This window comes from Loktanella sp. R86503 (assembly GCF_042466455.1).
Lineage (GTDB): Bacteria > Pseudomonadota > Alphaproteobacteria > Rhodobacterales > Rhodobacteraceae > Loktanella.
Genome location: NZ_JAXHCI010000002.1, coordinates 1335933 through 1359005 on the forward strand (window position 1 = coordinate 1335933; position 23073 = coordinate 1359005).

The following is a 23073-nucleotide window of genomic DNA, read 5'->3' on the forward strand; positions in this document are numbered from 1 at the left end:
TATTATCCAGCGGCGCGGCTGGCATCGTTTGCGTCCTGTTCCGGCGCATCCGGCCCAAGGTCCATGCGGACGTGGTGTTCCAGTGTGACCCCTTGCGCGCCGGGGCCGGCGACCCATTGCCCGGGCGCACGGCCACGCGCGCGGAACAGGTCGGCCTGCCACAAAGGTTCCCCCGGGGCGCGGTCGTCATCAGGATCGGGTCGCGCGGGTAAAGAGCTGATGTTCCACCGCTGGCGCGCCGCGCTCAGATTCGGGTGGGCCGCGCGGCGGATCAGCAGGGCGGGGATGCCCCGCGCCTCTGACCGCAGGGCAAGTCGTTTGGTGGCGGTGAAATCCAGTGCGGCAGGATCGCCCCAGACCTCTCCTAATACGGCACCGATGGCGTCGCTGTGCAGGCCTTCTTCCATCGCCCAAAGGGCATCCACGGGGCGGTTCACGGTCACAAGGATCATCGTGAGATCCTCTGGCAGGCCCGGCGGATAGGGTTTGCCCGCCTCGCGCTGGCTCAAGCGGTCCTGAATCCACAGCACCGGTTTGCCAGAGGCGATCACCGCGTGCAGTTGTTCCATGATAAAGGCTGTGACAGCGCCGTCGCCCGCATTATCGGCAAAATATTCCACCAGCGAAGGGGCAGCCAGGGACAAGGATGGCTGGTCCGGAGCCGGACCGGCAAAGGCGTCTGACGCGGGGATGGGGTGGCTGTTCACGGCGGTCCTCCGATTCCATTTGTTCCTGTTTTGTTCTAGATCGTTCCGCCTGTTTCGTCAAACCCCGTATATCACCCCGTTGCGATATGCCTCGGCGTCAGGCAAAGTGCGCAAAGGCAAAGGGGGGAGACCGAAATGCCGATAAAACAAATGGTTCTGGTGGTTTGTACCTTAATGGGAAGCACGGCTACAGCTGCGCCCGACAATCTGCCTGCGCCACTGACCGACGATGATTTCCGCCCTGTCGATCCGGCCGAGGCGGCCCTGGGGCATCTGCTGTTCTATGACCCGATTCTGTCCGGTGCGCGGGACGTGGCCTGCGCCACCTGTCACCATCCGCGCTTTGGCACGGCCGACGGGCTGTCGCTGGGGCTGGGGGACGGCGGCATCGGACTTGGGACGGACCGGGTGGCGGATCAGGACAACCTGCCAGAGGAGCGGATCCCCCGCAACGCCCCCGCGCTGTTCAACCTTGGTATCAAGGATTTGCGTGTCTTGTTCCATGATGGCCGCATCGCCGTGGATGACACCCGCCCCGGGGGCATTCGCACCCCATTGGAACAGGATATGACCGCAGGCTTTGCATCCTTGCTGTCGGCGCAAACGATGTTCCCCGTATTGAGCCCTGACGAGATGGCAGGCCATTACACCGAAAGCGACGTCGCCCGCGCCGTGCGCCAGGGCATCCTGACCGGGCCGGGCGGTGCGTGGGATATCATCGCGCGGCGGGTGGCGGATATTCCGGCCTATGCGCAGATGTTCCAAGATGTGTATCCCCATGTGCAGGGGCCGGATGACATCGGCTTTACCGATATTTCCAATGCAATTGCTGTGTTCATGGAGGACGAGTGGCGGTCCGACAACGCGCCCTTTGACGCCGTGCTGCGCGGGCAGGGTACCCTGCCGCCGCTGGCCGCTGCGGGGATGGACCTGTTCTATGGCCGCGGCGGCTGTAGCGGGTGTCACAGCGGCCCGCTGCTGACGGATCAGGATTATCACGCCATGGGCGCACCGCAGATCGGGCCAGGCAAGAAGGCGCGCTTTGAAACTCTTGCGCGGGACGAAGGCCGCGCGGAAGTGACGGGCCTGCCCGAGGACATGTTCGCCTTTCGCACGCCGTCCCTGCGCAATGTCGCGCTGACGGGGCCTTACGGGCATGCGGGTAGTCACGCGGATCTGGCCGCCTTTGTGACAGATCATGCCGATCCGGTCGCAGCGTTAGCGCGGTATGATGCGGGCCAGGCCGTATTGCCTGCGCTGGACGTGGAAGACGACAGCATCATGTCGGACCCTGCCGAGGTTGCCGCCATTGCAGCCGCTGTCACAGCGCCGCCGGTGGCGCTGTCACCGGATGATGTTACCGCGCTGGTGGCCTTTCTTGACAGTCTGACCGATCCGGACGCGGTGAAGGGCCGCCTTGGGGTGCCGGATGCTGTGCCAAGCGGGCTTGCGGTGCCCTGAGAGCGGGGTGGTCCGAATTTTCGGCGAAAATTCGGTGCCTCCGGCGGGAGTTTAGCTGGCCAGATGAATGGGGGCGGCGGGTTTTGCGGCGCCGGTGGTGCGGCGTCAGGGCTTTGTGATCTTTATCGTTGCACCTGCGGGCAAGGTTTGCGTTGTGGTTGTGCCGTCTGGCCAGGTAATCGTGACATCGGCCTGTGTTGCGAGGCCAAGGCCAAAGTGCAGGGGCAGGGCCTGGCCGCCCGCGTGGCCGCCGCCTACGCGGACTTCCCGCGTCTGCGTGCCTTGCGCCGTGGTCAGGGTCACGCGGGCCCCGATGGCGCGGGTGTTGCCGTCTGGTTGCGACAGATCAAGGGCGAGCCAGTGGCCCGTCTTTGGCGTGTCGTTGCGATATAGCGCGATGTTTGCGCGGCGATTCAGCACAACCAAATCAAGGCGGCCATCACTGTCAAAGTCGGCCAGGGCGGCTCCGCGTGCGCGGCGGGTGTCGGCAAGGCCTGCGGTGGCGGCGGTCTCTGAAAAGGTGCCGTTTGGCTGTTGCATCAGCAGGTTGTTGGGATCGGCCATGGCATTGGTGGGCATCTGGTCGACATTGCCTTTGGCGATGAACAGGTCCTGGCGCCCGTCGTTATCCACATCTGCGAATTCCGCATGCCAGCCCGTCGACGGGCGGCCATCGTCGCCAAGGTAGGGGCGCTGCGCATAGGTGCCGATGCCATAGGGTGCGGGGGCGTAGGTGCCGTCACTTTGCGCGATTTGCAGCAGTTGATCGCCCATTGAGGTCAGCATCACCTCGTCCCGCCCGTCGCCGGTCAGATCGGCGCTGGCGATGCCCATGCCCCAGAGCGAGACCTGCGCCCAGCCGTCATCGTCCCCCAGAAAGCGGCGGTCTTGAATGTCCCACATCTGCTCGTACCCGCCGCGCACATAGTATTGCCGGTCGTTTGACAGGCGCAGGGTCATGCGGCCGCGCGCGTCGGTGGCAGCGAGCATGGAGAGGGGGCAGAAGCCGGGGTTGAGCGGTTCTGACGTATAGCCGGTCGCGCCGGGGCGCAGGATGGTATTGCTGTCGCAGGCAAAGAACGGGCCGTCCGGGTTGCTGCGGTCGACATAGTGGCCGATCGCCATGACGGGGCGGCTGCCGTCTTCCCACCAAGCGGTAAAGGCGGTGGTCCATTGGTCCGTTTGCGCAATGCCCCAATCGGCGGTCGCGTCGGTAAAGCTGCAGTCGCCGGCACCTTTCAGCGCCACGTCAGGCCCGACGCGCATGACGTAAAGGTCGAGGATGCCGTCGCCGTCGATGTCCAGCGGGTAGGCCCCGACCGTGTCCGTCAGCGCGGGTAAGGGCGCGCGGGCGAATTGAAACGCGCCGCCGTTGATCCACAGCGCGGCAGGGTTGTCGCCGCCAGCGGCAAAGATGTCGGGGCGGGTATCGCCGTTGCAATCCATCACCGCCACGCCGCCGCCAACGAAATGTTCCCAGCCGCCATCATAGGAATGTGGGCCAAGTACCTGCGACATATCGGTAAATGTCACCTGCGCTACAGCGGGGCCGGCAGCGAGCGCCAGTGCAAGACCAAGCCGCATTATCATGCCCCCAGCGCCGTATCGGTGGCATCGGCCAAGGCCAGTGCCGTCGCCCCCTGGGCCCAGACCAGATCGCCCCAGACATGGGTCGCGATTTCACAGGATGTGCGGCCTTCGGTCAGGGTCAGCGCCTGCATGTCGCGCAGCACCGCATCGGAATAAAGGTAGTCGTAGCGCATGCGTTCCCCGGCCAGAATGATCAGGGCCGGATCGAACAGTTGCACGACATTCGACAGCCCAACCGCCAGATACCGTCCGGCGCGGCGAAAGATGGTGGCCGCTGCCGTATTGCCTGCCTTTGCCTCGGTGAACAGCAGGTCGATCAGGGCCGGGCTGTCCGTGCCTTCGACGGGGCGGTCCAGGGCGGTGGCGGCTTCGCGCGCCAAGGCGTAGTCAGCCAGATAAGCCTCCAGGCAGCCGCGCTGGCCGCAACGGCACAGGGCACCGTCAAGGGCGACCTTGGTGTGTCCCAATTCCAGGCCCATGCCGCGGCTGCCGCGAAACAAACGGTTGTTCAGCACAAGACCCATGCCGACGCCGTGTTCGACCGTGACCACGGCAAAGTCGGACCGGTCGCGGCCGGTGCCAAACCACAGCTCTGCCAGGGTCAGCACATTGGCGTCGTTGTCGATGCGCACGGGCAGGCCCGTCCGGTCAGCCAGAAGCGCCGCAAGCGGCGTGTCCCGGCCCGAGATCAGCGGCGACCAAGGCACCTGACCTGTGTCATGTTCAACGATGCCGGAAATACCAAGGCCGATGCCTGCGACACTGTCCATGTTGTGGGCGGTCTGGGCCAGCAACAGCTTTACCAGTTGCGCCAGCTCTGCGACCAAGGCGGTGGCAGGTTTACGGGCCTGCGGAGTCGGCAGGGTCACATCTGCAATCATCTGGCCCGCGAAATCCGTCAATACGGCAGAATGGCGGGTGTCGGCGACCTTGATCCCGATGACGCAGCGCGAATGGCCGACAACCCGCAGGGCAACTGGCGGGCGGCCACGGCCTGCCTCGCGGGGTTGATCGTCGATTTCCTCTAGGAAACCTGCCTGAATCAGGTCAGAGGTCAGCGCCGTGACGCTGCCGGCGCTGATGCCAAGCCCGCGTGCGATATCCGCGCGGCTGGCCTGTCCGCGGGCCCGCACATAGACGAAAACCTGCTGGCGCAGACCGTTCGCGCGGCCCGGCTCGCCCGACTGCAGCGGACCGCACCCCGGCAGATCGGGTCCCGAAATGGCCCGCGATCCAGCATCATACATAAACTTCATTCCTCGAACTTAATGCTGCACCTGCACATGCCGCAAAGCGGCGATGCCCCTCCTCGGGCAGTATCACTATCGCGTATTACGCCGATCTGATCCGGTATTTGCAAGATTATTCTGTGTCGCCCAATAAATTATTTTGACAACTGAATTAATATCGGCATTTTAAGATTTAGCGGGTCGTAAGGCCCCGAATCCCCGCCGCAACGCGGGACATTCTGTCTGGGAGGACACCATGAACAAGCATATCCTTGCCGCCGTCATCGCGACGGTCGGTTTCAGCTCTGCCGCGATTGCCCAGGACGGCCTGACCGTCGGCGTCAGCTGGTCCAATTTCCAGGAAGAGCGCTGGAAGACGGACGAAGCTGCGATCAAGGCCGCTTTGGAAGCTGCCGGCGCATCGTATATTTCCGCTGACGCGCAGGCATCTGCGGCCAAGCAGCTGACCGACGTTGAAGCACTGATCGCCCAAGGCGCGGACGCGCTGATCATTCTGGCGATGGACAAGGACGCAATCGTCCCCGCGCTGGATCAGGCTGCTGCCGAAGGTATTCCTGTGGTCGGCTATGACCGTCTGATCGAGGACGAGCGCGCGTTCTATCTGACGTTCGACAACAAGGGTGTCGGCACGATCATCGCCGAAACCGTCATGGCCGCACAGCCCGAAGGCAACGTTGCGATCATCAAGGGCGATCCCGGCGATCCCAACGCGCTGTTCCTGCTGGAAGGCATGATGGAAGTGCTGCAGCCCATGATCGACGCGGGCACTGTAACCATCGCCGGTGAAGCCTTCACCGACGGCTGGAAGCCAGAGAACGCACAGAAGAACATGGAACAGATCCTGACCTCGACCAACAACGAGATCGACGCTGTTCTTGCTGAAAACGACGGCATGGCTGGCGGCGCAATCGCTGCGCTGGCAGCGCAGGGTCTGGACGTGCCGGTCGGCGGTCAGGACGGCGATCTAGCCGCGCTGAACCGTGTGGCCCGCGGCACGCAGACGGTGTCGGTGTGGAAAAACTCCAACGATCTGGGCAAGCGCGCGGCTGAAATCGCACTGGCGCTGGCTGACGGCACCGCCATGGACGCCGTGCCTGACGCACAAAAGTGGGCTGGCGGCGAAAAGGGCGTCGAGATGAACGCCATCTTCCTCGCACCGACGCCGATTACAGCTGACAACCTGGATCTGGCCATCGACGCCGGCCAAATCTCGAAAGAGCAGGCCTGCGAAGGTGCAATGGATACGGTTGCTGCCTGTCAGTAATATCTGATCCACCCGGCGCGGGGGATTATTCCCCGCGCCGGTTTTATTCAATCATGACGCATGTTTGCGTCACGTTCTTTGCGTGAATGGTCGCCGGGGTTTCCCCGCTGTGTGACCATCGCGCCCGCCAACGCCCCATCCCGCGCAGGAATTGCCATGACCGATACCACGAACGCCCCCGCGGCGCCCTCGAACCCGCCGCCGAGCCAGATCGGTGCCCAAAAGGGCGCCTGGTCGCGCTTTTTGACCGCGACAGAGCTTGATACACGCCTGATCGGCATGGTCGCGGCGCTGATCCTGATCTGGGGCGGCTTTCACATGTATGGCGTTCTAGTCAATGGGCAGGGCTTTTTCCTGACCCCCCGCAACCTGTGGAACCTGAGCGTCCAGACGGCATCCATCGGGATCATGGCCACCGGCATGGTGCTGGTCATCATCACCCGCCACATTGACCTGTCCGTCGGATCCATCCTTGGCTTTACCGCCATTCTGATGGGGATGATGCAGGTGAATATCCTGCCGCAGTACCTGGGCCTTGGTCATCCGGCGATCTGGATCATTACCGTCGTCTTTGGCATCATCTGCGGCATGATGATCGGCGGCGTGCAAGGCGCGCTGGTCGCTTATGGCGGCATCCCGGCGTTCATCGTCACCCTGGGCGGCCTGCTGGTCTGGCGCGGCTGCGCTTTTCTTGTCGCCCGCGGAGAGACGATTTCCCCCGTGGACGCGACCTTTTCGCTGCTGGGGGGCGGGCCTTATGGATCGGTTGGCGCTACAGGATCGTGGATCGTTGGCCTGATCATCTGCGCGGGTATCGTATTCATGATCGTAAACGGGCGCCGTCAGCGCACCAAGTTCAAGTTCGCCAAGCGTCCTTATTGGGCCGATGCCTTCCTTGCGGTGCTTGGCTGCGCGGCCACCGTCGGCGCTGTGCTGCTGGTCAATTCCTATTATTGGCCCAAGGGCATTGTGCGCCAGTATATTGCCGCCAATGACCTGAATGTCGAAGCAGATGCGCTGTTTATCAGCCACGGCTTTGCCATCCCCGTGCTGGTGCTGGTCGTCGTCGCTGTCACCATGAACTTTGTGATGAACAACACCCGCTTTGGCCGCTACGTTTTTGCCATCGGCGGCAACCCCGAAGCTGCCGCGCTGGCAGGCATCGACACCAAATGGATGACGGTCAAGATCTTTGCGATCATGGGCGGTCTGGCTGGCTTGTCGGCTGTCGTCGCCTCTGCCCGTCTGAACTCTGCCACCAATGCGCTGGGCACCCTGGACGAGCTTTACGTCATCGCCGCAGCCGTCATTGGCGGCACATCGCTGGCTGGCGGTGTCGGCACGATCTTTGGCGCGATCCTTGGCGCGCTGGTCATGCAGTCGCTGCAGTCCGGCATGGTGCTGATCGGCTTTGACGCTGGCATGCAGCAGGTCGTCGTCGGCTCTGTGCTGGTGCTGGCCGTGTTCCTTGACATCCTTTATCGTCGCAAATCCAAGTAAGGGCCTGATAACATGAGTGCACATACCCCTATCGACCGCACCGGCACCCCGCTTGTCGAGATGCGCAATATGTCGATCTCCTTCGGCGGCATTCAGGCCGTGGATGACGTCAGCATCGACCTTTACCCCGGTGAAGTTGTCGGCCTTCTGGGCCACAACGGGGCCGGAAAATCGACACTGATCAAAATCCTGTCCGGCGCCTATACCGCCGACAGCGGAGAGATCTATGTCAACGGCGAAAAGGCCACCATCGACAACCCCCGCGACGCCCGGACCTATAATATCGAAACGATCTACCAGACCCTTGCGCTGGCCGATAACCTTGATGCGGCGTCCAACCTGTTTCTGGGGCGTGAGCTGACGACCAAGTTTGGCATGGTGGACGATGCGCAGATGGAAGCGGAATGCCGCAAGATCATGCATCGCCTGAACCCGAACTTTCGCAAGTTCAGCGAGCCGGTCAGCGCCCTGTCGGGCGGTCAGCGCCAGTCCGTCGCCATCGCCCGCGCGGTGTATTTCGACGCCAAGATCCTGATCATGGACGAACCCACCGCAGCCCTTGGTCCGCAGGAAACCCAGATGGTCGCGGAACTGGTGCAGGAACTGAAGCGTCAGGGTCTGGGCATCTTCTTGATTTCCCACGATATCGCCGACGTGATGGAGCTGTGTGACCGCGTGTCCGTCATGAAAAACGGCCAGCTGGTCGGCACTGAAAAGGTCGAGGACGTGACAGACGACGACATCCTTGGCATGATCATCCTTGGCAAGAAACCCGGCGCAAAGGCAGCTTAAATGTATATCGGACTAGATCTCGGGACATCCGGGCTCAAGGGCATCGTCATCGACGATGCCCAAGTCGTTTTGGCGGAAGCCGCGGCACCCCTTGACGTGCAGCGCCCGCATGACAGTTGGTCAGAACAGCGTCCTGCCGACTGGATCACGGCGGCAGAGGCGGTTTTGGACAGCCTGGCAACCCAAGTCGACATGTCCGCCGTGCGCGGCATCGGCCTGTCGGGCCATATGCACGGCGCGACGCTGCTTGGCGCGGATGATGCGGTGCTGCGGCCCTGCATTTTGTGGAATGACACACGGTCCGCGATTGAGGCTGCGGAACTGGACGCCGATCCGGCCTTTCGTCGGCTGACCGGCAATATTGTGTTTCCCGGCTTTACCGCGCCAAAGCTGACCTGGGTGCGAAAGCACGAGCCTGATACCTTCAAAAAGGTCGCCAAGGTCTTGTTGCCAAAAGATTACGTGCGCATGTGGCTGACAGGCGAGCACGTGGCAGAGATGTCGGATGCGGCGGGCACCAGCTGGCTGGATGTCGGCGCGCGGGATTGGTCGGATAAGCTGCTGTCGGCCACGGGTCTGACCCGCGATCACATGCCGCGCCTTGTCGAAGGCTCTGCCGTGTCGGGCAAGCTGCGCGCCGCGCTGGGCAGCCGCTGGGGCCTTGGCGATGTGGTTGTTGCAGGTGGCGGCGGTGATAATGCGGCCAGCGCCGTGGGCGTCGGGATCGTGAAGCCGGGGCAGGCCTTTGTCTCGCTCGGCACCTCTGGCGTGTTGTTTGCGGCATCCGCGGCCTATCAGCCTGATGCGGCCAGCGCGGTGCATACCTTTTGCCACGCGTTGCCGGATACCTGGCACCAAATGGGCGTCATCCTTGCCGCCGCCGATGCACTGAACTGGTGGGCCGGTGTTGCGGGCGAAGACGCGGCGAGTTTGACCGGATCCTTGGGCGCGCTGCAAGCCCCGTCGCGCACCCTGTTCCTGCCGTATCTGGGCGGTGAACGCACACCGCATAACGATGCCAAAATCCGCGGCCAGTTCCTGCATCTGGATCACGCGACAGACCGCACCGCCATGACCCGCGCGGTGCTGGAAGGGGTGACGCATGCCTTTCGCGACAGCTTTGACGCGCTGACCGGCACCGGCACCCGCATCGTCCGCCTGATCGGCGTCGGCGGCGGCACCAGGTCGGATTACTGGGTGCAGGCCATTGCTACATCGCTGGGTCTGCCGGTCGATCTGCCCGTTGCCGGCGACTTCGGCGGCGCCTTTGGCGCGGCGCGTCTGGGGCTGATGGCGGCAACTGGAGCTGGTGTTGAAGTCTGCGGCACACCGCCCATCGCACGCACAATCGAGCCGGTGGCGGCGCTGCGGGACGACTTTGATGCGGCCCATGCGCGGTACCGCGCCGGTTATGCGGCGCTGCGCGGGATTGCGTAGCGTGTAAGGGGGCGGGGTTTGGGGGCGCTGCCCCCGGCCTGCGGCCTCCCCCGGGATATTTGTGACCAGAAGAATGAAGGACCGGCCCTGCAAGTGGTCGGTTTTTTCCTGCGGTCATTTTGGGGGATGGCGGGGCGGGTTGCGACCCGGTGGGTCCGGCCCCGTGGCGTAAGGGCCGCCCGCGCTGTGGCAGGCGGCCCTTTGGTGTTTAGTTTAGTTCAGTTCGGTTTCGTATTCCGCAGCAAGGCGCGCGTTGACCTCTTCCACGGAGGCGAGCAGGGCGTCGAGGGCTTCGGTGCCGCCGTCAACATTTTCACGGAACCAGTCCTGCACCGGGGCTGCAGCGTCTTGGAACGCCTGCTTTTCCTCGGCGGTGGGGACGTAGACTTCACCGCCGGCCTCTGCGAAGGCGGCGTAGGCTTCGATCGACTTACGCTTGGGGCTGGCAAAGGTGGCCTGCTGCAGCTGGTAGAAGCCGTCGGCGACGATCTTGCGCATGTCTTCTGGCATATCCATGAACTTGGCGTTGTTCATGAACCACAGGGCCCCCATGTAGTCGTGCTGGTCCAGCGTCAGATACTTCAGGCCGGCGTCGGGAAATTTCATCGACATGATGTCGGTGATGCCGTTTGCGGTGCCTTCGACAACGCCGGTCTGCAGCGAGGTGAAGAGTTCGGGCCATGGGATCGCCGTTGGCGCCGCGCCCCATGCGGTGGCCAAGACCTGTGGCAGTTCAGCGGGAACAGTGCGGATCTTCAGGCCGGTCAGATCATCGGGTGTGCGGATGGTCTTGGTGACGTTGGCCACGTTGCGCCAGCCGCCGGTGTTGCCGATGGTCATCAGGCGGATCGAGTCGCCGGAGGCTTCGCGCACCATGTCGCGCAATGTACCGACAAAGGGCGAGCCGTTGTCGAGCACGGATTCGGCCACGCGGTCATCGGCCATCAGGTAGGGCAAATCGAGGACCTGCACAAAGGGGAACAGCGATGCCGTGCCGCCGGATGTGGCGATATAGATGTCAATGGAGCCTTCGGAGACGCCTTCGAGGCATTCCTCGCCGGTCGAGCACAGCTGCGTGCCGATGAACATTTCGACTTCGATCGCGCCGTTGGAGGCCGCTTCGACGTAGTTCTTGAACACGACCAGACCGTCATAGTCTTCGTCGTTTTCGTTGCTGTTGGCCGTGGCGCGCAGGGTATAGGTTGCGTCTTGTGCCCAGGCTGTCGCGGCCGTGCTGGTTAGCAGGGCGGCGGTCAGCGCGCCGGTGATCAGGTGTTTCATTTCTCTCTCTCCCTTGGTGGTTTTCGTGCAGTGTCGCGTCAGTTGGCAAAGCCAGTCAAGCGCGGAATCGTCATTGATATCGCGGGGATATAGGTAATCAGAAAGATCACCGCGATCTCGACCGCGAGGAAGGGCAGGATGGCCTTTGCGATGGTTTCGACCCGTTCGCCAGAGACGGTGGAGCTGACGAAAAGCACCAGACCCATGGGCGGTGTTGCAAGGCCGACGGTCAGGTTGACCGACATGATCATGGCAAAGTGGATTGGATCGACCCCGAGCGAGACAAAGATCGGGCCAAGGATCGGGCCGAGGATGATGATCGCCGGACCTGCGTCCAGAAACATGCCGACAATAAACAGAAGGATGTTGATCAGGAACAGCAGGATCAGCGGGTTGCTGGACAAGGACAGCATGAAATCGGCAAGGATTTCCGGTGCGTAGGACAGCGAGACGACGGTCTTGAACGCGACGGCAGCCCCCACCAGCAGCAGCACGGCTGCGGTGCCAAGGGCGGATTTGCCCAGCACAGCCCACAAATCCGCCAGAGTCATGGTGCGTAGCACGACAAAGCTGACCACCAGCGCATAGGCCACGGCAACGGCAGAGGCTTCGGTCGGGGTGAAGACGCCGATCAGGATACCGCCCAGGATGATGATGGGCGTTTGCAGCGGGGCCACGGCCTTTTTGCAGATCAGGCGGAAGTCGTGGCTGACGCGCTTGCGGTAGCCCATCAGGATCAGGTGGGCCGGGATCAGCATGATGACGAACAGCAGCAGACCGGGCACCGCGCCTGCGCCGGGGATCAGCCCCGCCAGCGCATACATGATATAGGCAAAGTTCAGGCGCAGCAGGGCGAAGCTGACCCAGTATTCCGTGGTGGAAATGGTCTGGCCGGGGTGGACGATGCGTTCCGCCTTGGGCAGGTCATAGCGGTCGGCCATGAACCAGACCGTGATCATAAGACCAAGGCCGATCAATATGCCCGGCACGATGCCTGCAAGGAACAGGGCGGCGACACTTTCGCCCATAACATAGGCATAGATGATCATGATGCCGGACGGCGGAATAATCGGCCCGATTACAGAGCTGGCGGCGGTGATCGCCGCGGCAAAGCGGCGGGTATAGCCGTTTTGTTCCATCGCGGGAATCAGGGTCGAGCCGAGGGCCGAGACGTCGGCCACGGCAGAGCCGGACATGCCTGCGAATAAAAAGCTGGACAAGATGTTCACATGGGCCAGTCCGCCGCGCAAATGCCCGATGAAGGCTTGGGAAAATTCCACAAGGCGCATCGTGATGCCGCCGCGGTTCATAATTTCGCCGGCCAGCATGAAAAACGGCAGCGCCATCAGCGGAAAGCTATCCATACCGTTGTAAAGGTTGCGGTAAAGGCCCGCGACGACATTGCGGGTGTCGCCTTCGATCATGATCATCGCGATGGGCGAGAACATAAGCGCAAAGACGATGGGAAGGCCGATCAGGATCAGGATCAGGAAAAGGGGAAGGAATAAAAGCAGCATTATTCAGCCATCACAGTCTTGTCGGCCAGCGGCTTTAGCCTGTCGGCTCCGCCCAGCAGGGTAATCGTCTGGCGCAGCATCAGTTCGATGTTCACAAGGATCAGCAAGGTCACGCCCACGAAAAGAGAGGCGAACATCCATTGGTTTTTGAACTTGATGCTTTCGCCGCCCAGCAGATCCAGCGGGATCCGCAGGGATGGCATGGTGCCGCGTCCGGACAGGCTGAAGACGTGGTTGTTCAAACCGCGGTCCCACATGACGCAAAGCACCCACAGCGACACGGCCAGCAGGGTCAGGGTCAGGATACCGGCGGCAATGCGGGGCAGGGCGCGTTCGACCATGTCGATGGCGACAAATCCGCCCTGACGATAGGCGACGGGGGCCATCAGGCCGGTCATCCAGAGCATGCCAAAGCGCGCGGCCTCTTCGGTCCAGCGCGGGGCATCGTTCAGGACATAGCGGAAAAAGACCTGCCCCAGGATGAAGCAGACCATCGCCGCAAGCAGCGCAACCGCAATTGTCCGGCCAACGGCCAGCAATCCAGTGTTCAGACGTTGTAAGGGCCAAAGGACCCCAAACAGGACCGGCATGCCGGCTCCTCCCCTGTTATGCCCGGTGTGGGCGTGGCCGGTTCTTTGCTCAAGACCCGAGTGAGTGGGGGCTACCCCGTCGCGATGCTATTCTTCGCCTTGTATTTTGCACCGCGACCGAAATGTAAATTAGTTCTTAACGTTAACCGCTCCATAACTGCCGGCGTGGAAGGCCAAAGGCTCTCCTCCGGCGTGGTGGGCCTTGGTGACGCGGCCCACGACGATGACGTGATCGCCTGCGTCGTGGCTGGCAGCCAGTTCACATTCAAACGTGGCCAGCGCTCCTTTGATCACGGGCATGCCGCAGGACGACACATCCATCGGGATGTCCGCCACCGCTGTTTTGGATGCGATGATTGCCGCGCAGATGTCGCGCTGGTCCGCCGCCATCACATGAATGACAAAACGGGGGGCCGCCGCAAAGTGGTCAAAGCGGCTGCTGCTTTTGGCAGGGGACCACAGCACCATCGGCGGGTCGAGCGACACGCTGGCAAAGCTGTTGGCGACGATGCCGACCGGCCCTTCCGGGCTGTCGGTCGTGACCACGGTCACACCGGTGACAAAGCTGCCCAAGGCACCACGAAAGCTGGCGGGATCGGCGGCCGGATCGAATGACTGCAGGGTGCCTGCCTCCATCATGCGACCTCGCGCCCGAGGGCGGCGGTGTAAAGCTTGAACCAGGTCTGGCGATCCATCTTGACCTTCAGCGCGTCTGCCAGCGTGGCAATCCGGCTGAGGGTATTGGTGCCCATGACCGGCAGGATGTTGGCGGGGTGGGCCAGCAGCCATGCCACTGCGATGGCCGCGGTATCGGTGCCGGACTCTTCGGCCATTTCGGTCATCATGGCGTGCAAGTCGGGCCCGCCGGCGCTGTCCATCAGGCGGCCGCCGCCAAGGGGGGACCAGGCCATGATTGGCTTGGCGTGCTGCTGCAGATGCGCCACATCGCCGTTGACGAAGGGGTCAAGGTTGGCCAGCGACAGCTCGATCTGGTTGGTAGCCAGCGGCGTTTCCATGCCGGACTGCAGCAACGACCAGTCCCAGGGGCGGAAGTTCGACACGCCAACGGCGCGCACCTTGCCAGAGGCGACCAGATCGTCCAGCGCACGCCCCGTTGCCAGATGATCCATCAACGGATCGGGGCGGTGGATCAGCAACATGTCGATCTTGTCGACGCCCATCAGCGACAGCGACGCATCGACGGATGCGTTGATATAGGCGGGGCTGGTGTCGTAATGCTTGACCGTTGCGCCCGCATGGCGTCCGGCGTCGATCACGATGTCGCACTTGGTCACGACCTCGATCTTATCCTTCAGGGCGGGGGCCGCTTTCAGCGCCGCGCCCATGATTTCCTCTGCCATATAGCCGCCATAAATGTCGGCCTGGTCCATCGTGGTGATGCCTTGGTCAAGGCAGGCCTCGATCTTGGCCTGGACATGGGCGGGGCTGGTGTCGGCGTCGTCGCCAAGGCGCCACATGCCATAGACGATACGGCTGAATTCGACGGAATCGGTAATCTTGATACGGTTCATGTACGGGGTCCTGCGCCAAGCGGCGTCTGCGGTGTTGTCGTCGGCACCCGGCCATAAGCTTCGGGCAGTGAACAGGTTTTCAGGTGCGGCATGACGCGGCTGCCGAAATGCTGCGCTTCTTCGATGTGCGGATAGCCAGAGAAGATGAAGGCGCGGATGCCCATCTTCTGGTAATCTTCGATCTTGGACATAACCTGATCGGTCGACCCGACAAGCGCCGCGCCGCAACCGGACCGCGCGCGGCCAATGCCGGTCCACAGACCCGGTTCGGTATAGCCGAACTGGTCGGCCAATTCGCGGGCGCGCGCCTGATGGGCAACGCCAAGGCTGATGCTGTCATGGGCGCGGTCGCGGATCAGCTTGCCGTATTCGTCATCCAGCTTGCTTGCGATATATTCGGCGTATTCCTTTGCCTCCGCCTCTGTGTCGCGCACGATCATGTGGACGCGCAGACCGTAATCCAGCGTGCGGCCATGCGCTTCGGCGCGGGCATGAACGTCTTTCATCCGCTGCGCCAGAACGTCCTTGGTTTCCGGCCACATCAGATAGACGTCGCACTGCGCGCCGCAAAGCTCCAGCGCGTCAGGGGAATAGCCGCCGAAGTACAGCAGCGGGCCGCCGGTCTGATAAGGTGTCGCAGGACCGGTGGGGACGTCCTTGAAATCATAGACTTCGCCGCTGAAGTTGATCTTGTCCCGCGTCCAAGCCTGGCGCAAAATCTCGACCACTTCATGGCTGCGGCGATAGCGGAAGGCGCTGTCAGCCTTTTCGCCGGGAAAGTCGCTGCTGATCACGTTCAGGGTCAAACGGCCCTTTAGCATATGGTCCAGCGTCGCAACGGTGCGCGCCAGCATGATCGGCTGCATTTCACCGCAGCGAATAGCAGCCAGGAAATTGATGCGTTCCGTCAGCGGGGCCATGGCGGAGACATAGGACAGCGTGTCCTGACCGACCTGATAGGAGGAGGGGGCAAGAATGTTGCGAAACCCCTGACGCTCTGCCTCTAGCCCGATGTCGCGGCAGTGTTCCCAGCTGGAACGCAGATCGCCGTCCGGCACGCCCAGAAACTGGTAGTCATCAGAGCAAAGCGCAGAGAACCAGGACACTTCTGCAGCGTCGAGTTCCTGGCTGGTGACGGGGACAACGGTATCGGTCATGGCGGCTCCTCCCGCTTGGTGTTGGGGCTTGCATAGCATGGGAATTGGAGTGTAACAATAGTGTATCAATTTGGAATGACCCCGTGCCGCCCAAGCCCCCCTTACCAAAATATGTGCAGGTCAGCGAACGTCTGATCCGTGAAATCGCGGCGGGCCATCTGGCTGACGGCACGCGTCTGCCGAACGAACGCACGATGGCGCAGGATCTAGGCCTGTCCGTCGGAACCCTGCGCAAAGCTTTGGCATTATTGACAGAACAGGGTCTGCTGGTTCGCGTCCAAGGGTCAGGCAACTACATCCGCCAGCGCCCTGATGTGCAGTCGGTCTATAGCTTCTTTCGCCTTGAACGCCCCAACGGCGGCGGTCTGCCGACGGCCACCGTGCTGGACGTGACGCTTTGCCCCAAGCCGCAGGATGCGCCTGCCTTTGGCAGCGCCGCGCAGGGTTGGCGTATCCGCCGTTTGCGCCGGATCGACGACGTGCCCATCGCGGTCGAGGAGATCTGGCTGGACGCCGCCCGCGCCGCGCGTCTGTCGGCGGATGATCTGTCGGATTCGCTTTATCGCCACTACCGCGACCGTCTGGGGCTGGTCATCGCCTCGGTCGAGGATCGCATCGGTTTACGCGCCGTGCCGGATTGGGCACCGGCGGAATTTTCAGTGAAACCCGGCACGATGTCGGCCCACATCTCGCGCGTTAGCCGGGCTGCGGACGGCACGCGGGCAGAGTTTTCACGCACATGGTTCGATCATGAAAGGGCGCGATATGTATCGCGCATGGGACGAGGGTAAAATGTCGAAAGTAATGAACTACGGGCTGATTGGCTGCGGGATGATGGCGCAGGAACACGTGCGCAACATTGCCTTGCTGCCGGAAGCCGCCGTCGCGGTCGTTTACGATCCGGTGGATGATCTGGCGCAGGCCGCTGCGCGCCTTGCGGGCGGGGCCCGCGTTGCCAACAGTCTGGAGGATCTGTTGGCAGAGCCTGATCTGGATGCGCTGGTTATCGTCAGCCCCAACGACTGCCACCTGCCGCAACTGCGCCAGATCGTGGCGCAGCGTCCGCTGCCGATTCTGTGTGAAAAGCCGCTGTTTGTGGATCCCGCCGAGGCGGCAGAGGTCGAAGAGCTGTTCCGCGATTATCCGCACCCGGTCTGGGTCGCGATGGAATACCGCTACATGCCCCCCGTGTCCGCCTTTGTAGCCCAGGCCGAGGCGGCGACCGGCGGCATCAAGATGCTGACCATCCGCGAGCATCGCTTTCCGTTCCTGCCCAAGATCGGCGACTGGAACCGCTTTAACGCCCGCACGGGCGGCACGCTGGTGGAAAAATGCTGCCATTTCTTTGACCTGATGCGGCTGATCGTGCAGTCAGAGCCGGTGCGTATCATGGCCAGCGGCGGGCAGGCGGCGAATCATCTGGACGAATCCTATGACGGGCAAACGCCTGATATCTGGGACAACGCCTTTGTCATCGTCGATTTCGCCAATGGCACCCGCGCCATGCTGGAACTGTGCATGTTCGCCGAAGGGGCCCGGTTCCAAGAGGAAATCTGCGCCCTTGGCCCGCAAGGCAAGATCGAAGTGCAGGTGCCCGGTCCCGGCCGGTTCTGGCCGCCCGCGCTTGGCGCGGCCCCGATCCCGACACTGACCGTCAGCCCCCGCGACCCCAAGGGGCCCTATACGGTGGAAATCCCGGTCGATCCGCAGCTGCTGGAAGCAGGCGACCATAATGGCGCGACCTTCTACCAGCACCAGCGCTTTGCTGCTGCCGTGCGGGCAGAGGCCGGGGTCGAGGTGACGGTCACTGACGGCGCGATGGCGGTGCGTATGGGCATGGCAGCGCAGCAATCGGCACTGACCGGTCAGGCTGTCACGCTGATCTAAGGCACATCGCACAAAAATCGCGATACGGGGAGGATGTCTTTTGCGAAACATCCTCCCCTTTGTTGCCTAGCCTTGCGCCTTTTTCCAGTCGCGGGCGATTTTACCGGCCAGCGACCATTTGTGCACTTCGGTCGGGCCGTCATAGATGCGGAACGCCCGGATTTCGCGAAACACCTTTTCCACAATCGTATCAGCGGTGACGCCCTGACCGCCCATGACCTGCACGCAGTTGTCGGCGACGCGCATCAGCGCCTCTGACACCGCGACCTTGGTCATGGAGGATTCGGTGGTCCCGTATGCGCCGCTGTCCAGCACATCGGCGCACCACAGCGTCATCAGCTCTGCCTGTTTCAGATCAATGCGATTTTGCGCGAGCATGAAGCCGACGCCTTCGTGTTCGATCAAAGGTTTACCAAAGGCATTACGGCGGTTGGCGTAATCCGTCGCAATTTCCTGCGCTCGTACGCAGGCCCCCAGCCAGCGCATGCAATGCGACAGCCGCGCCGGGGCAAGGCGGACTTGGGCATAGCGGAAACCTTCGCCCGGATCGCCCAGCATCTGATCGGCGGGCAGGCGCAGGTTGTCGATCTCGATCTCGGCGTGGCCGCCGGGCATGGAGTTGTCGATGGTATCGAGGATGCGAACGGTTTTGATCGCCGGGTGGGGCAGGTCCACCAGAAACATGCAGGCCCCGTCATCGGATTTGGCCATGACAATGCCGACCTTTGCCCCCTCTGCCCCGGTGATATAGGTTTTGCGCCCGTTGATGACCCAGTGGTTGCCATCGGGCGTGCAGGTCGTCTGCATCATCGACGGATCAGACCCCGCGCCCCCGTCCGGTTCGGTCATGAAAAACGCCGATCGCGCATCGCCGGCGACAAGGGGTTTCAAAAAGCGGTCCTTAAGGGCTTCGCTGGCAACCTTGCCCAGCAGAAACATATTGCCTTCGTCTGGCGCAGCGGTGTTCAGCGCGACGGGGCCTAGGGGCGACAGGCCGGACCGGATCAGCACCGCCGCCGTTTCGCGCTGGGTCAGATGCCCAGTGCCGCCGGGGATATGCGGCGTCATCAGGCCGGCATCGCGGGCGCGGGCGCGCAGGTCAGCGACCAGCGCCTCTGACGGGCCATGCGCGCCTTGGCGCGAGTCCTGCTCGAACGGGGCGATGACATTGCGCACGAAGGCTTCGACTTTGTCGGCAAGGTCCAGCGCGCGGTCGCTGATGCCGCGGCGTTCCAGAAGCGCGCTCATTTCGGGGCCATGCGGATAGCGCCGTCAAGGCGGATGACTTCGCCGTTCAGCATGATGTTGTCGACGATGGACAGTACCAGCTTGGCATAATCCGCCGGATCGCCAAGGCGGGGCGGAAAGGGAACCTGCCGGCCAAGGCTTTCCTGGGCATCCGCAGGCAGGCTTTCCATCAGGGGCGTCAGGAACAGCCCTGGCGCGATGGTCATCACGCGAATGCCAAAGCGCGCCATTTCCCGCGCTACGGGCAAGGTCATCGCTGCGATGCCGCCTTTCGACGCCGCATAGGCCGCTTGCCCGATCTGCCCGTCATAGGCTGCGACAGAGGCGGTGTTGATGATCACGCCGCGTTCTTCGTTCTGGGGTGCCAGCGGGTCCAGCCGCTGCATCGCCGCTGCGGCCTGCGCCATGACGTTGAAACTGCCCGCAAGGTTCACATTCACTGTGGCCATAAAGTCGGCCAGCGGTAAAGCGTCCCCGTCGCGGTTCACAACCTTGGCGGGCGGGGCGATGCCGGCGCAATTCACCACGATGCGGGCCGGGCCATGGGCTGCTGCCACGTCATTGATGGCCTGGGCGACACTGCCGGGATCGGTGACGTCGGTCTGGCAAAAGATGCCGCCGATCTCTGCCGCGATGCTGCGGCCCGCGTCCGCGTTGCGGTCGAGGATTGCGACCTTTGCCCCTGCCGCCGCCATGGCGCGGGCCGTCGCCGCCCCAAGGCCGGAGGCCCCGCCGGCCACGATAGTGGCCTGTCCTGAAATGTTCATGGTGTTTCCTCCCTCAAACGCATCGCTTTGCGCTGAGCAGAGTGTGGCACCGGGATTGGGGCAAGGTCCAGCGGGGATCGGCCCGCTTTGCCATGCGGAAGGGGTGATGGGGGCCAGCCCCCGTCGCTGCGCGACTCCCCCGGGATATTTGGGACCAGAAGAAGGAGGGACGCCGCGCGGTTAGCTGTTCACCATTTCCTTGATCATGTCGAAGTCATAGATGCTGCGATCGGTCAGGTCTTTTGCGATGTCTTCGCGGCCAAGTGCGCTGAACTGGCGGTAGATTTCCATATGGGTGTGTTCCGTGCCCAGACCGCAATTTACCAGCGTTTCATAGACATCTTGCGCTGCATCGACCCGTTCCAGCATCATCAAAAGCTTAGCACGGGCGGCCAGCAGGCGGTGGGCCCCGTGACCGGGCACCAGCGCGCGGTCGACAAGGACCAGCGCGTCTTCGAGGCGGTCCGGGTCGCGCCGCAGCATGTCAGAGGTCATCAGCTGCACTTCGATGAAGTCATGGTTCGTCTGCGCCAGCTTATCGACGATCTGCCAGTATTCGTCCCGTTCCTTCAGCTTCCAAAGGCGCTGTGCCAGCTCTGCCTGATAGCACGGATGCCAGCCGGTCAGGTCAGATGCCTTGCGCAGTTGGAACAGGGCTGTTTTCTTGCTGTCCTGTGTAAATAGGATGTCGGAAATCCGTTTGCGATAGAGTGGCACATCGGGCGCAGCTTCGATGGCGGCGCGCTGTGCGGTCAAGGCCCCGTCCAGATCGCCGGCGGCGAACATCAGCACGCCGCGGGCCGAAAGCAGCGCCGGGCTGTCGCCCAGCTTTGCGTAGGAGCGGGAGATCATCTCTAGCTGTTTGGTAATCTTGGATTTATTCGTGAAGGCGCGGTTCAGTTTCTTGCCGCAGCTGAGCCGCCAGTCGCGCACCACGATATCCCACATGTGAAAATCAGAGCGGTCTTCGGAGCTATGGCCTTGCGGGGCGATGTCGTTCAGCTCTGCCAGGGCCTTGCGGCCCGAAGGGAAGACGTTGCCTTTTTGCCGGGTCATGTCCGGATCAAAGGGGTAGAAGTTCTGCGGCGTTACGATCCCGGCGGTCAGCGCAAGGTTCAACGCGCCATGCACGACATTGTCGAGCGGACGGAACCAGAAGGCGGTTTGCAGCCGTTGCAATGCAGTTTCGCCGTGACCTTCGGTCATCTGATGCAGGGCCGAATAGGTATTCACCACGGCCATGCTGTCATCGACATAGACCGGGCGGGCATAGGCCAGATCGCGGACCCCTTCGCAATAGGGCAGATCATCGGTGGCGACCGAGAGTTCGCACAGCAGCTGGTAGGCAAATGACTTGTCGAGGCCGTTTTCCATATAGGCGCGGATGATGCGCTTGGCCCGATCCGGATTGCCTTTGGCTTTCATGTGTTCGATCAGGAAATGCAGGCACTGGCCCACATCGCCCATATTGATGAACATGTCAGAGCGGGCTTCAAGGCGGTCCGTCATACGGTCCATTGCGGCATCCCGGTGGACGGGGTGCAGCGAATCCTCGACCGCCTGTAGGTTGCAGCCGCCAATGGTCATCGCGGTCTGGCTGAAGGCGGAGGAGGGCGGGCCGTAGATATTCTTGCACCGCGACATGGCAAAGAGTTCAAGAAAGTCCCGTGCGCCGGTGGTCAGGTCCGTATCGCCCAGCAAGTCGTCAAAGCCTTGCACGCGCGCATCAAACATCTTCAGGCGCTCGACCTCGACCGGGGTGTCGGAAAAGATCAGCACGCGCGCATCCGGGTCCTGCAGCGTCAGGGCCAGGTGCTGTTCATAGAATTCGCGGGGGATGTATTTGTTCGACCACAGCTTGTTCGAGGTGATCGGGTCATGGATGATGTCGCCGCGGCGGATGTGATAGGCGGTCAGTTTGGTGCCGGCAAAGACGTTGTCGATGCGGGTGATCATATCCTGCACCGGCGGGCTGAACCTGAAATGCGCCAGGGCATCCGGCAGCCGGGCAGCCACGTCGGCGGCGTCTTCCCAAGGCAGGACAGTAACGCCCATGGCTGCGCCCGACAAAAAGCTTTCGCCGGATGCCAGCGCGGCGCGAAAGCGGTCAGGGGTCCAGCGGTCGTCGCTGACCAGCACGGACAGGTCGATCAGGTCTCTGTAGATGTCGCCAAGGATATCGCTGTCGAAAAAATGCGCAGCGATCCAGTCCTTGTCAAAGATCATGGAAGGATCGCGCACCTCTTCGCTAGTGCGCCCGCCGGTGGTCCAGCCGACATAGAACGGCAGGTCGTAGTCCTTTGCGATGCGCATGGCGTTCAGCATGGCAATGATGCGGCCACCCATCCGGTCGTTGCGGTGGCTGATGATGCTGCCTGTCAGGTCGGCGGGGGTCATGGTGAAGCCTATCGATTGAACGTGACAAAGCGCAGCCTGCCCGGTGATCCGGCAAAACCGCAATGCGTCTGGGCAGGGATTAGCGGCGAATTGGGTCGCGGCCTTGCCCAGACTGGCACGATTTCATGGCGATCAGCGGCCCAGCTTGCGGGCGATGTCTTCGGCCAGTTGCGCCACGGCGCTGCCTTGGGCGGCGATGGCACCGGGAATATCCGGGGTGGCCATGGGCACGGTATAGGCAAAGTTGTGGCTGCTGTTGGCATAGTCGATGCCGTCGCCGCCGATGTAATACTGGCCCGCCAGGCGGAAGGTCCCGGTGACGGCGCTGCCGAGCATATCGGACACGCGCACATCGACTGCCACATCCGGCAGGCCTGCAAAGGGCCAGGGGTCAGGGCCGACGTTGGCATTCAGGATATCGCCGACGCCTTGGGTCAGGGCCAGCGTCACGCTGCGGGACGGATCGTCGGCGGACAGCAGATCCCCGTCAGAGGTGATGACGCCCGGCGCGGTTTCCAGCGCGATTTCCTCGGCGGCGGCATAGGTGGGCAGGGACACTGTGCGGATCATGACTGATCCGACGCTGGCGCGCAGGCTGGCGGTGGGTTCCACCGCGGGCATGTTCAGCCGGGTGACGGTGCTGCCGCAGGCGGTCGCGGTCAGCAGGGCGGCAAGGGTAAGGGTGGTTTTCAGCAT

Annotated in this window: 20 protein-coding genes; 7 read left to right on the plus strand and 13 right to left on the minus strand. The window is 62.6% G+C overall.

Annotated features, from left to right (window positions below; all coding sequences use genetic code 11):
• Positions 1 to 2: 2 nt before the first annotated feature.
• The gene (locus SJY10_RS07430; protein WP_386681080.1) at positions 3 to 707 is read right to left on the minus strand and encodes an ImuA family protein; all 705 of its coding nucleotides are present in this window, start codon (positions 705 to 707) and stop codon (positions 3 to 5) included.
• Positions 708 to 842: 135 nt separating this feature from the next.
• Between SJY10_RS07430 and SJY10_RS07435 the strand changes: the two genes are divergently transcribed.
• Entirely contained in the window at positions 843 to 2168 is a 1326-nt protein-coding gene (locus tag SJY10_RS07435; RefSeq protein ID WP_386681082.1) for a cytochrome-c peroxidase, read from the plus strand.
• Between the two features lie 105 nt (positions 2169 to 2273).
• Here SJY10_RS07435 and SJY10_RS07440 read toward each other — a convergent pair whose 3' ends face one another.
• Together SJY10_RS07440 and SJY10_RS07445 are read right to left on the minus strand one after the other, a co-directional pair.
• Positions 2274 to 3752 carry a CRTAC1 family protein gene (locus SJY10_RS07440; protein WP_386681084.1) on the minus strand — a complete coding sequence of 493 codons (1479 nt, stop codon included), beginning with the start codon at positions 3750 to 3752 and terminating at the stop codon, positions 2274 to 2276.
• Positions 3753 to 3754: 2 nt separating this feature from the next.
• A complete protein-coding gene (locus tag SJY10_RS07445; protein ID WP_386684573.1) occupies positions 3755 to 5005 on the minus strand; it encodes an ROK family protein in 1251 nt (416 codons plus the stop codon).
• A 238-nt stretch (positions 5006 to 5243) separates the two neighbouring features.
• On the opposite strand from SJY10_RS07445, the gene SJY10_RS07450 reads away from it, so the two are divergent.
• The 4 genes from SJY10_RS07450 to xylB all read left to right on the plus strand — a co-directional run bounded on the left by SJY10_RS07450 (position 5244) and on the right by xylB (position 10001).
• Positions 5244 to 6272 carry a substrate-binding domain-containing protein gene (locus tag SJY10_RS07450; RefSeq protein WP_386681086.1) on the plus strand — a complete coding sequence of 343 codons (1029 nt, stop codon included), beginning with the start codon at positions 5244 to 5246 and terminating at the stop codon, positions 6270 to 6272.
• A gap of 156 nt (positions 6273 to 6428) precedes the next feature.
• Positions 6429 to 7772, plus strand: coding sequence for a sugar ABC transporter permease (locus tag SJY10_RS07455; protein ID WP_386681088.1), 1344 nt, complete (start codon positions 6429 to 6431; stop codon positions 7770 to 7772).
• Between the two features lie 12 nt (positions 7773 to 7784).
• Positions 7785 to 8564 (plus strand): ATP-binding cassette domain-containing protein, encoded by a 780-nt coding sequence (locus SJY10_RS07460; protein ID WP_386681090.1) that lies wholly within the window; start codon positions 7785 to 7787, stop codon positions 8562 to 8564.
• A complete protein-coding gene (xylB, locus tag SJY10_RS07465; protein WP_386681092.1) occupies positions 8565 to 10001 on the plus strand; it encodes a xylulokinase in 1437 nt (478 codons plus the stop codon). It abuts the gene before it with no gap.
• Between the two features lie 213 nt (positions 10002 to 10214).
• Here xylB and dctP read toward each other — a convergent pair whose 3' ends face one another.
• The 6 genes from dctP to SJY10_RS07495 form a co-directional block, all read right to left on the minus strand.
• Positions 10215 to 11282 carry a TRAP transporter substrate-binding protein DctP gene (gene dctP / locus SJY10_RS07470; protein ID WP_386681094.1) on the minus strand — a complete coding sequence of 356 codons (1068 nt, stop codon included), beginning with the start codon at positions 11280 to 11282 and terminating at the stop codon, positions 10215 to 10217.
• Between the two features lie 38 nt (positions 11283 to 11320).
• Positions 11321 to 12799: a TRAP transporter large permease gene (locus tag SJY10_RS07475; RefSeq protein ID WP_386681096.1), complete on the minus strand. Its 1479-nt coding sequence runs from the start codon at positions 12797 to 12799 to the stop codon at positions 11321 to 11323.
• The gene (locus tag SJY10_RS07480) at positions 12799 to 13389 is read right to left on the minus strand and encodes a TRAP transporter small permease (RefSeq protein ID WP_386681098.1); all 591 of its coding nucleotides are present in this window, start codon (positions 13387 to 13389) and stop codon (positions 12799 to 12801) included. The genes SJY10_RS07475 and SJY10_RS07480 overlap by 1 nt, the downstream gene beginning before the upstream one ends.
• 129 nt (positions 13390 to 13518) lie before the next feature.
• A complete protein-coding gene (locus tag SJY10_RS07485) occupies positions 13519 to 14025 on the minus strand; it encodes a flavin reductase family protein (protein WP_386684574.1) in 507 nt (168 codons plus the stop codon).
• On the minus strand, positions 14025 to 14921 hold the full coding sequence (locus SJY10_RS07490; protein ID WP_386681100.1) for an aldo/keto reductase family oxidoreductase: 897 nt from the start codon (positions 14919 to 14921) through the stop codon (positions 14025 to 14027). Before SJY10_RS07490 ends, SJY10_RS07485 begins: the two co-directional genes overlap by 1 nt.
• Positions 14918 to 16078: an LLM class flavin-dependent oxidoreductase gene (locus tag SJY10_RS07495; RefSeq protein ID WP_386681102.1), complete on the minus strand. Its 1161-nt coding sequence runs from the start codon at positions 16076 to 16078 to the stop codon at positions 14918 to 14920. The genes SJY10_RS07490 and SJY10_RS07495 overlap by 4 nt, the downstream gene beginning before the upstream one ends.
• An 83-nt stretch (positions 16079 to 16161) precedes the next feature.
• Between SJY10_RS07495 and SJY10_RS07500 the strand changes: the two genes are divergently transcribed.
• Together SJY10_RS07500 and SJY10_RS07505 are read left to right on the plus strand one after the other, a co-directional pair.
• Entirely contained in the window at positions 16162 to 16869 is a 708-nt protein-coding gene (locus SJY10_RS07500; RefSeq protein ID WP_386681104.1) for a GntR family transcriptional regulator, read from the plus strand.
• Positions 16844 to 17965, plus strand: a complete 1122-nt coding sequence (locus tag SJY10_RS07505) for a Gfo/Idh/MocA family protein (protein WP_386681106.1) — start codon at positions 16844 to 16846, stop codon at positions 17963 to 17965. The genes SJY10_RS07500 and SJY10_RS07505 overlap by 26 nt, the downstream gene beginning before the upstream one ends.
• 66 nt (positions 17966 to 18031) lie before the next feature.
• On the opposite strand, the gene SJY10_RS07510 is transcribed toward SJY10_RS07505, so the two are convergent.
• From SJY10_RS07510 to SJY10_RS07525, 4 genes are all read right to left on the minus strand, one after another.
• Positions 18032 to 19213 (minus strand): acyl-CoA dehydrogenase family protein, encoded by a 1182-nt coding sequence (locus SJY10_RS07510; RefSeq protein ID WP_386681108.1) that lies wholly within the window; start codon positions 19211 to 19213, stop codon positions 18032 to 18034.
• On the minus strand, positions 19210 to 19980 hold the full coding sequence (locus tag SJY10_RS07515; protein ID WP_386681110.1) for an SDR family NAD(P)-dependent oxidoreductase: 771 nt from the start codon (positions 19978 to 19980) through the stop codon (positions 19210 to 19212). The genes SJY10_RS07510 and SJY10_RS07515 overlap by 4 nt, the downstream gene beginning before the upstream one ends.
• Positions 19981 to 20160: 180 nt before the next feature.
• The gene (locus tag SJY10_RS07520) at positions 20161 to 22377 is read right to left on the minus strand and encodes a hypothetical protein (RefSeq protein ID WP_386681112.1); all 2217 of its coding nucleotides are present in this window, start codon (positions 22375 to 22377) and stop codon (positions 20161 to 20163) included.
• Between the two features lie 132 nt (positions 22378 to 22509).
• Positions 22510 to 23073 carry a membrane integrity-associated transporter subunit PqiC gene (locus tag SJY10_RS07525; protein ID WP_386681114.1) on the minus strand — a complete coding sequence of 188 codons (564 nt, stop codon included), beginning with the start codon at positions 23071 to 23073 and terminating at the stop codon, positions 22510 to 22512.